The organism is Nonomuraea sp. NPDC001684 (assembly GCF_053596515.1).
Window position 1 is genome coordinate 1 of the sequence record NZ_JBSFGJ010000380.1, and the last position, 9068, is coordinate 9068.

8 protein-coding genes are annotated in these 9068 nt (G+C 68.8%); 6 read left to right on the top strand and 2 right to left on the bottom strand.

Annotated elements, in window-relative coordinates; all coding sequences use genetic code 11:
• Window positions 1-1147: hypothetical protein (locus ACWCSD_RS40395; protein WP_449922785.1), on the bottom strand; the 1147-nt coding region annotated here is incomplete at its 3' end.
• Window positions 1148-1506: 359 nt separating this feature from the next.
• Here ACWCSD_RS40395 and ACWCSD_RS40400 point away from each other — a divergent pair.
• From ACWCSD_RS40400 to ACWCSD_RS40420, 5 genes are all read left to right on the top strand, one after another.
• Complete coding sequence (locus ACWCSD_RS40400) at window positions 1507-2037, top strand: hypothetical protein (protein ID WP_449922787.1); 531 nt, start codon at window positions 1507-1509, stop codon at window positions 2035-2037.
• A 7-nt stretch (window positions 2038-2044) separates the two neighbouring features.
• A complete protein-coding gene (locus ACWCSD_RS40405; protein ID WP_449922789.1) occupies window positions 2045-2707 on the top strand; it encodes a hypothetical protein in 663 nt (220 codons plus the stop codon).
• A 122-nt stretch (window positions 2708-2829) separates the two neighbouring features.
• Window positions 2830-3774, top strand: a complete 945-nt coding sequence (locus tag ACWCSD_RS40410) for a RusA family crossover junction endodeoxyribonuclease (RefSeq protein WP_449922791.1) — start codon at window positions 2830-2832, stop codon at window positions 3772-3774.
• 246 nt (window positions 3775-4020) lie between these two features.
• Window positions 4021-4794, top strand: a complete 774-nt coding sequence (locus tag ACWCSD_RS40415; protein ID WP_449922793.1) for a class I SAM-dependent methyltransferase — start codon at window positions 4021-4023, stop codon at window positions 4792-4794.
• 281 nt (window positions 4795-5075) lie between these two features.
• Window positions 5076-6389, top strand: a complete 1314-nt coding sequence (locus ACWCSD_RS40420) for a hypothetical protein (RefSeq protein ID WP_449922795.1) — start codon at window positions 5076-5078, stop codon at window positions 6387-6389.
• A gap of 67 nt (window positions 6390-6456) precedes the next feature.
• Here the strand turns inward: ACWCSD_RS40420 and ACWCSD_RS40425 are convergent, their stop codons facing one another.
• Window positions 6457-6597 carry a hypothetical protein gene (locus ACWCSD_RS40425; RefSeq protein WP_449922797.1) on the bottom strand — a complete coding sequence of 47 codons (141 nt, stop codon included), beginning with the start codon at window positions 6595-6597 and terminating at the stop codon, window positions 6457-6459.
• 413 nt (window positions 6598-7010) lie between these two features.
• Here ACWCSD_RS40425 and ACWCSD_RS40430 point away from each other — a divergent pair, with 413 nt between their 5' ends.
• Entirely contained in the window at window positions 7011-8732 is a 1722-nt protein-coding gene (locus tag ACWCSD_RS40430) for a hypothetical protein (RefSeq protein WP_449922798.1), read from the top strand.
• Window positions 8733-9068 lie beyond the last annotated feature (336 nt).

Here is a 9068-nt window from a genome sequence, read left to right on the forward strand (position 1 = left end):
GGGCGTGCGCGTCGCCGGCGGCCGTGAGCGCGTTGATCTCGGCCTGGTGCGATCGGAGCAGCGTCTCCCGTTCCCGCTCAGCCGCTTGTTCGGCGCGTTCGAGCGCCCGGCGGGCGTCCTCCTGCCCCTGTTCGGCGCGGGCCTGCGCGAGCTGCGCGGCCTGGACGTCGCGGGCGGCCTGCTCGCGGGCGGCGCGCACGTCGGCGGCGGCCGCCGTTTTGGTCTGCTCGGCTTCGGTGCGGGCTGCGGCGGCGTCGGCCTGGGCCTGCTGTACGTCGGCGTCGGCGCGTTGCCGCACCTGGGCGGCCTCCGCGCGGGCCTGTGCCACGTCGGCCTCGGCGCGCTCCTTCGCGTCGGTGACCAGCTCGCGGGCATGCGCGACCTGCCGCTCGGTCTCCTCCCGCACCGTCCGGATCTGGGCGTCGGCGGCGGCCTGGGCCTCCTGGACGCGGGCCTGGGCCTGTTCTTGGGCGGCGCGTACCTGTGCGGCCGCGTCTTGCTCAGCCTGCTCGATCTGCTCTTGGGCATGACGCAGCGACTCGGCCACCAGGGCTTCGGCCTGCTCTTTTGCCCGATCCGCTTCAGCGCGGGCAAGCTCCGTCGTCTGCTCGGCCTGCTCAGCACGGGCGGTCGCCTCGTCGGCCCGGCGTAGCGAGTCTTCGGCGACGGCGTCGGCCTCTTCCCGCTCGGCGACAGCCGTGCGAGCGCGCTCGCCTGCGGTGCGCGCCCGCTGCTCGGCCTGCTGGGCGCGGTTGTCGGCCGCAGCGACCTGCTCGGCCGCCTCGGTGCGGATGTTGTCCACCTCGGTCGCGGCGGCTTCTGGGTCGCCGGCGACTTGGAGTTCGGCGACGATCCGTTGCAGGTCGCCGGTCAGGGCCTCGATGCGTTCGACCGTGGTGCGTTGGATCTCGGCGGCGCGGGCGGTGGAGATGGTGACCGGCCGTCCGAGGTCGTCGGGGATCTGCTCTCCTGCGGCGCGGGCCGCTTCCCGGCGGCGTCGTAGCTTCTCCCGGTAGGCGGAATGCCGGTCGTGCTGTGCGCAGTATCCGGGGTCGCGACCGGGCTTCCCGTCCCCGGGTTCGGGGGGGTTCGGGCAGTCCGGGAAGTTGCAGGTCTTCGCGTCGGCGATGGCGCCGGGCTCGGTCATGCCGACCATCCTGGCGTGGTTCATGGTCTCTTGTCAGCCCGACCGTGCGGCGCGTCGGCCGCCCTTTTCGTCATTCCGTGTTTCGTCATTTCGTTTGCGCAACGTAACGAAATGACGAAACGTAATGACGTAATCCCTGTTTGTCCGGTTTGGGTCTATTCGTGATCTTTCTCTGGGCGTGGATGCGACGTAAGCGCCTGGATGTGCTTCCCTCCAAGCCTCTTGTCGGGGAGAGCCTCAACGACCTAGTAGCGGAGGACATAAATATGCCCTACACTTCAAAACGTGCAACGGCGTGTCTGCGAAACGCGTTGGCGCACGCCATCCATCAGTAACCCCCAGGAAGAGAAGGCCCCCGTATGACCACCGTCACGATCAACGCTCCCGACCACAACGACGGCGACGCCGTCCTCCTCCTGCCGCTCCCCCACGGCGTCAAGCTGCCCCGCCTCGCCGACTACGCCGTCACGGCCACCATGCCGGGCACGCCGGAGAACTCCCACCTGGAGGAACTCGCCCTCGCCAACCTGGCCATCGCCACGGACCTGGAGAACGGCCACGACGGCACCCCGCAGGACGCCGAGCGACGCGAGTCGCACCTGCTCCACTTCCACGCCGCCCTGTCGGCGGTCGCCGCAGACCTCGGGGACCTCAACCTCGTCGTGGACGCCCGGCAGGCACGCCAGATCGAGGGGACCGCCCGCGACGTCGTCGTCCACCCGGCCGCGCAGACGGTCGAGCTCGACCCCGCCATCGTGTGGGACCTGCTCGACGCCGCCGGCCACGGCGAGCACGGCGGGTGGACGCACGACTCGCGCTGGCCGGAGGTGGTGTGCGCCTGCGGTGACGCGGTGTTCCGCCTGAGCGTGCCTGCCCCGGCCGCCAGGTAGCACGGCCATGGTGCGCGGCGCTACCGCCACGGTGGTGGCGCCGCCCACCAGCGGCCCGCCCTCCGAGCGCTACCGGCGGTTCCTCCAACTGGACAGGCCCGGCGTGACCGCTGATGTCATCGCCCGGGAGCTGGGCACGTCCCGGCGGACTGTCGAGCGCTACCGGTCCGCTGCCCGCTCCCCCGCCCCCACCCCGACTGCCGTGATCGAGGAGCCCCCCGCCGTGCCCGCCACCCCCGCGCCGCTGACCGACCGGCAGCGTCAGCAACTCGGCGAACGCACCCTGGAGGCCGCCCTCACCCTGGCCGTGATGATCCGCGACCAGGACGCCGACACCTGCCGCGACTTCGTCCAGGCGCTCCCCCACGAGCAGCGCGACGCGCTCCCGTACATCCTGGCCGCGATCGTCCCCGTCGACCAGCCGGTCACCCGGCTCCTGGAGTGGATCACCTGGGACGAGGACGGCCGCCCCATCCCGGACGCACGCCAGCAGGTCGCCAAGGCCGCCCGCAAGGCCAAGTGCGTGACCGGCGGCGAAACCGCCACCCACACCACCGCCAGCCGGCACCGCAGGGCGGGCCAACCCTTGTGCGTGCCGTGCCAGCAGGCCGAGAACCTGCATCGCCAAGACCTCTACCAGGCCAAAAAGCGGCGCACCCGCGCCGCCTGACTTCCTAAGTCCTTTGCGCGCGGAAAGTACCGATCTAGCAGTCCGCCTAACCGGCTCGATGGCGCACCCGCGCCCCTGGCTCCGCCGCCCGCGAATCATCCATCTCGAACAGGAGCATCCGCATGACCATCAGCATGGTTTCCGAGGCCGGCGACGAGGCCGCATTCTTCGGCCTGATCCGAGAACTGCGAGACCTCCAAGCGGTCGCACGCTTCACCATCGAGGGCGAACCCGTCTCCAAGGCGAGGCCGCGTTTCACCGGCCGAGGAAGCAAGACCCGCGTCTACACCCCTGAAAAAACCCACCAAGCTGAGCAAGCCGTAGCACGCGAGTTCCGGCGTGCAGCACCACTGCATCAGCCAGACTCGGACAACACTTACGGCGTGGTCGCGTTGTTCTTCGCCTCGACTAGGCAGCGCCGCGACGTCGACAACATGCTTAAGCTGATCTTGGACGGACTTAATGAGGCGGCCTGGGCAGATGATGATCAGGTCGTGGAAGTGAGCGGGCGCAAGGAGTATGTGCCTGGGCTCCTCGAGCATGCCCGCACCGAGGTGCTGGTCTACCGGGTGGGAGTCGTCCAGAGGCCGACCTACACCTGCGGGCAGTGCGGCAAGAAGTGCCCTACGTATGCCTCGTGGAAGCACCTGAAGCGGCGGTTCTGCTCGCCTCGGTGCCGGGGAGCCTGGCTGCGCGCCGCCCGAGAACGGGTGTGTGAGCAGTGCGGCATGAAGTTCTCAGCGGAGAAGACGACATCCTCGACGAGGTTCTGTAGCCGGGAGTGCACCGATGCTTCCAAGCGGAAGACCGTCAATTGCACGCGCTGCGGCACGGAGTTCACGCTGCAGAAGTCCCATGTCCGGGTGTCCAACTACTGTGCGCCTGAGTGCCGAGACGCTCATGCCCGAGAGCGCCGGGCAGTCAATGCCAAGGGGAACTGCGAGACCTGTGGCGGGCCGACCAGCAAGAAAATTTACCGGCAGTGTCGCGCCTGCCGCGTCAGCGGCACGGGCATCCAGGGCAAGCCACTGATCACCAGCGCGTCGAGCGACGAGCCGAGGCAATAGGCCCGCCGCTCCCGAGCATGTCCCTGGTCCCAAGGCGACCCGGCGTAACCGGGGGCTCCCGGACTACTGGACACGCTGGGTATCAAGTTCGGACGTGTTGATAGTTCCGAAGCGCCGGACACCACGGCGAATGACACGGATCAGCTCGCGCTATCCGCGGCATGCGCGGGCGGGTTGTCCTTGCGAAAACCATTGGTGCCCGGCTTGCTCCGATGATGGACTGACGTCCCGCCGTGAGTCTGCCGCGTGACGGAGGTAGTGGTTGTGACGGATTATGACGTGCTTGCCGAGGTGTACGAATGGCTCATCTCGGATGCAAAGTTGCCTCCAGCCGAGTTCGCTGCGTCGTTCGGTGACGTCCTCAGTCTCCTGCCGTCGAACGCTCACGTCCTCGACTGTTCGTGCGGAACCGGACAGTTGGCGGTTGGCCTCGCCGGTCGTGGCATGCAGGTGGTCGCGACTGACGCAAGCGAAGCGATGGTTCGTCGGACTGCAGAGTTGGCTGAGGAGTTCGGGGCATCCGTCCGGGCCATGCGGGCGAACTGGGAAGAGTTGCCCGACCATTTCGAGGACGACACGTTCGACATGGTGTTCTGCGTTGGCAACTCGCTTCACCATGCCGCGGGCGCGACAGGCAGGGGTGCTGCTCTGGAGTCGATGTCACGGCTTCTGCGCCCTGGCGGGCGCTTGGTGCTCACATCCCGCACTTGGGAACTCGTGAGGGCCAGAGGTTCCCGGCTGGACATCAGTGACCGACTCGTCCGCCGGAACGGTCGCGATGCCGTCGTGGTCTACCGCTGGGAGATTGCGCCGCATTGGGAGGAGGAGCACCACATCGAGATTGCGATCGCGCAAGTTGATGCGACTGGGCTGGTTCTTGTCCGCTCGGAACTGCTGTCCTGCTGGCCCTACCGGTACGAGGAACTCGAAGTCGAGCTGCACCGGGTCGGACTCCGGACGGAAGTGAGCACGTTCGATCTTGAGGCCGAGAACTACATGGTGGTCGCGAGCAAGGTATAGACACTGGGCTCTCAGTGTTGTCGAGCGGCTGCGCGCCTGACTCATCCCCAAACGCTCGGACCGAAACCGACCCTCGGCGGATAACGCCGTCGCGCACAGTGACCTGCGACGATCACCTCACCTTGGGGCTGGGGCCGCGCTCGGGAGGAGAACGCCCAATAGGAGTTCACAGGATCATAAAGATGCCCTACACTCGCAGATGTGTGCAGGTGTGCACACGCCCGCGCGATCGTTTGAGCGGGAGGATGTAAGCCCCAGGAACCAGTAAGGACCCAGCCACCATGAGCACCAGCACGCTACCGGCACCGCTCAAGCACCTCGCAGCCACCGTCAAGGACGCCCACGACGAGGTGACCGCCGCCCGCACCCGCCAGGACGACGCCGCCCACAAGCGGAACCTCGGCGTCTTCATCCTCTACCACCTGTACGACCAGAAGAAGGTCGCGCCACTGAGCCGCATCGCCGGCATCAACCGCGTCGACCTGTACAAGGTGCTGAAGAAGGCGCCCAACGTCTCCCGCCTGAAGACAACCGCCCAGAAGATGCACATCACGTCGCTGGAGGAGGCCAAGGCCGTCGTCAAGGAGCGGGTCACCCAGATCGGCGACTTCGCCCTGGAGGAGGAGAAGGCGCGCGAGCGCCGCATCCGGGGCGTGCTCCAGCTCGCGCAAGCCCGCGTCGACGGCGAGCCGCTGACGAAGGCCGACATCGCGCGCGAGACCGGCCTGTCGGCCACGATGGTCGGCACCGACCTGGACGAGGCGGCCAAACGCGGCTACACCCCCGACCAGGACATGCCTGACGCCGGCGAGGAGCGCGCTGAGACGGCGGGGATGATCCCCCTTCCTGCGATGGCCGACCGGCTGGGCGTGACCGTCGAGCGGCTCCTGGAGCGCGTCGCCGCCGTCCGGCTCGCGGGCGGCGAGCCCGAGGGCATGTCGCGGGTCGGCAGCCGCGTGCTAATGGCCGACCCCAATGTGTTCCCGGCCTGGTGGGACCGCCTGAGGCTGGGGTGGGTGACGCTGCCGGAGTTCGCTGAGAGCTCCGGCGTCTCCTACTCCTACCTCTTGGAGCGGCTGCGCACCGCCCGCAAGAACGGCATGGAGTTCGCCTCCACCGACGAGTACGGCGGCGTTGACCTGTACGACCCGCGTCAACTCGGCGACTGGTGGGACCAGTACGTCGGCCGGGACGAGGCGGTGAGCCGCGGCTACGACGAGGCGGGGCGGCGCAACCTCGCCGGGATGGCCGCGCTGCTCGGCCTCACCTACGACCAGGCGAAGACCCGGGTGCGGACCTGGCAGGACCGGGGCGACGAGCTTCCGTCGCACGTCGTTGACGCGGCCGGTAGCCGCTGGTTCGAGCCGGTTGAGTTCGCCGCGAAGGCGAGCGGCGTGGAGCAGCTGCTCGGTGAGCCGGTGTCGGCGGTGGTGCCGGCCCGCGCGGTGCGGCCGCTGAAGGAGGTGGGCGTTGAGTCGGTGCGGGGGCTGCTGTATCTCGGCGAGCAGTACCTGCGGACGGTGCCCGGTCTTGGGCCGAAGCTTGTGGCCGAGATCGAGCGTAAGGTGCGCGAGGCTGGCCTGATCTTCAAGTAGCCGCTGGACGATGACGGGCCCCGGTCGGACGCTGGTCCGCCGGGGCTTCACCGTTCCGGGCCCCTGGTCAGGATTCCAGGTCGTCGCCCTGGTCGTCGTTGTGGTTCTTGCGCCTTCGTCTGCGGATGATCTCCTGCGCCGCTGTAGTGATGGCAGCGATGGACGCGAGGGTCGAGGCGAAGTGCTCGAAGAAGTCGGTGATGGTCACCGCGGGGCTCCCTACCAGCTCTTGCCTGGATGAGCTGGGAGGCCCTGGAGGGGGGTCCAGCACATCCAGGGCATGCCTGATGTGCTGGAGGTCTCTCCCGCCTGTCCGCGCATGCGCGGACATGACCGGCGGGCCCGGGTGACTCGCACGTGGTGCAGGCACCTTTAGTGTCGAGCGCCGTCGCTTAGGGATACTCCCCTCCGCTCTCGACGCTACATCGTCGCGGTGTGGCCTGGCCGGTTGTATTCCCTCACCCTGGCCCCGGTTGGACGGTAGTCCGCCGGAGCTTCATCATGCCGGGCCGTGATCACCGGTTCCCGGGCGTGCGCCCGCTCCCGCCACCAGATGCCCAAAACGGGCACAGGTGCCGCCGAGCTGTCCGCGCCCGGGGCGGCCACGCCCGGGGGAACGCCGTGGCGTTGACCCTCCCGTCCGAGATCAACCCGCCAGGCGACCCGCGCTCGATCCTGGCGAACAACATGTTCATCGAGCTGATGACGTTGCCGCCGGAGGACAGGCGGCTGGTCCTGGAGGACTTGCCCGAGGCCGAGGCGCGGCAGGTATACGCGGCCGCGTACCGTGTCGCTGGCACGTCGTTTGCCGTCTGGCAGGACGATCCGGTCGGGTTCGTGGAGCAGGTGCTCGGCGCGGCGGTGTGGTCGGTGCCGCGCCGGTTCATGACCGCGCTCACCGAGCACAAGCAGGTCGCCGTCCCGAGTTGCTTCGGCAGCTCGAAGACGTTCTCGTGCGGGCAGCTCGTGCTGTGGGCGTCGCTCGTCTATCCGGTCGGCACCAACACCGTGGTGACGCTCGCGCCGCTGTGGCGGCAGGTCGCCCGCCAGCTCTGGCCGGAGGTGCGGGCCGCGCACACCCGGGCGCGGCTGCCTGGCACGATCGACATGGCCCAGTACAAGCTGCCGGACGCGAGCGGCCTCGACACGGTGGTGGCGTACGGGATCGCCGCCGCCCCGCACAACGAGGCGGCCGTGCAGGGTATCCACGCCGCGAACCTGCTGCTCGTGGTCGAGGAGGCCGGCGGCATCGCGCACACGATCGGCAACAACCTGGCCGGTCTGCTCGTCGGCGAGGGCGCGAGGATGATCGCGATCGGCAACCCGCCCACCGACGAGGTGAACACCTGGTTCGAGAGGCTGTGCGCCGACCCGGAGGTGGAGACGATCCCGATCTCGGCGTTCTCGACGCCGAACCTGACCGGGGAGGACTTCGGGGAGTGCCAGTCCTGCCCCGGCGGCGGCCACACCCCCGCCAAGCACATGGTGGACAAGGCGTGGATTGACCGGACCACGCGCGTCCACGGGCCCAAGAGCAACTATGTGCGGGCGAAGATCCACGCCAAGTTTCCGAAGGGGCTCACGAACGTCGTCATCCCCGCGGACTGGGTGGAGGCCGCCGTCGAGATGGACGAGCCCAAGCTGCGGGAGGGCTGGTGGCGGCTGCGGGACCTTGGCCTGGCCGACGAGACCAGCGACTGGCTGGTCCGGTCGGGGGCGTGGGTGCGGCTCGGCGTCGACGTCGCGTCGGATGGCGGCGACGAGCTCGTGGTGGCCAGGCTCGTGGGCGACCTGGCCACGGTCGAGCACACGTCGAGCGGGCCGGAGAACGCCGACCCCGTCGCCGTGGCCGGCGTCATCCTGGCGGAGATCCGGCGGGCGGAGGCGCTTGCGCAGGCTCTCGGCAGTCCTCTCCCGGTGCGGGTGAAGGTGGACGGCAACGGCCTCGGGTGGGGCGTCGCGGGGCTTCTGGCGGCGTGGGGGCGGGAGGGCGAGCACGGCGCGGAGATCGTGCCGGTGCTGGTGTCGGAGTCCCCCGGCCGGGAGCCGGACGAGCCGACGCTGCGCCCGTTCCTGAAGCGCGACGTGATGTGGCTGGCGATGCGGGCACTCGTCCGGCCGGACGAGTACGGCACCACCCGGATCAGGTTGCGCGTGGACGAGATGACGGCCGGGCAGCTTTCGGCGCCGAAGCTGTCCACCCGCTCGTCCGGCCACAGCGTGGTGGAGTCGAAGAAGGAGATGCGGAAGCGCGGCGTTTCCTCCCCGGACCGCGGGGAAGCGGTGCTGCTGGCCGTGTACGAGCCGGCGGAGGAAGAGGAGTCCTGGCGCATCATCGCCTGAACCGGGACGGTCGGGACGCATCTCCCCTGGTTTCGGTTCACCCTCTTTACATGATTGTTATGCCCCAATGTTTCACGGCGGGTGTCACTCTGAGTGCCTGTAGCCCCTTTACCGCTGATCACGGCGATCGTTACGGTGTGTCCCGTTCGCCTCTCGATCGTTGAGGGTTGAACGACAGCTTCCCAACCGTTACGGCACAACGCTGTGCACCTGGCAATTCGCTCCGAGCACCGTCGTCCGCGGCCTGGTCAATCCGGGGACGGCGCTCGAACCGGGGGGAGCCGCCAGAGGCGCCGCCGCGCGGCCGCGTCCAATGCTGGGAGAGATACACATATG

What these genes read in the sequence shown, in the direction of transcription:
- ACWCSD_RS40405 (WP_449922789.1), top strand. Translation starts at nt 2,045, where the DNA reads ATGGTGCGCGGCGCTACCGCCACGGTGGTGGCGCCGCCCACCAGCGGC.
- ACWCSD_RS40420 (WP_449922795.1), top strand. Translation starts at nt 5,076, where the DNA reads ATGAGCACCAGCACGCTACCGGCACCGCTCAAGCACCTCGCAGCCACC.
- ACWCSD_RS40400 (WP_449922787.1), top strand. Translation starts at nt 1,507, where the DNA reads ATGACCACCGTCACGATCAACGCTCCCGACCACAACGACGGCGACGCC.
- ACWCSD_RS40410 (WP_449922791.1), top strand. Translation starts at nt 2,830, where the DNA reads ATGACCATCAGCATGGTTTCCGAGGCCGGCGACGAGGCCGCATTCTTC.